The organism is Lactobacillus nasalidis (assembly GCF_016587775.1).
Lineage (GTDB): Bacteria > Bacillota > Bacilli > Lactobacillales > Lactobacillaceae > Lactobacillus > Lactobacillus nasalidis.
In genome coordinates, this window is record NZ_BOCG01000555.1 from 1 (window position 1) to 333 (window position 333).

At 50.8% G+C, this 333-nt stretch carries 1 rRNA gene; it reads left to right on the top strand.

Annotated features, from left to right (window positions below):
- Positions 1-333, top strand: a 23S ribosomal RNA gene (locus lacNas_RS10740); the annotation flags it as partial.

A 333-nucleotide genomic window follows, 5' to 3' on the forward strand; every position in this document is an offset into this window, starting at 1 on the left:
ATCCTCAGGTGAGCGAGAGAACTCTCGTTAAGGAACTCGGCAAAATGGCCCCGTAACTTCGGGAGAAGGGGCGCTGGTCGCAAGATCAGCCGCAGTGAAAAGGCCCAAGCAACTGTTTATCAAAAACACAGGCATCTGCAAAATCGTAAGATGAAGTATAGGTGCTGACACCTGCCCGGTGCTGGAAGGTTAAGAGGAGAGCTTAGCTGCAAAGCGAAGGTTTGAATTGAAGCCCCAGTAAACGGCGGCCGTAACTATAACGGTCCTAAGGTAGCGAAATTCCTTGTCGGGTAAGTTCCGACCTGCACGAAAGGTGTAATGATTTGGGCACTG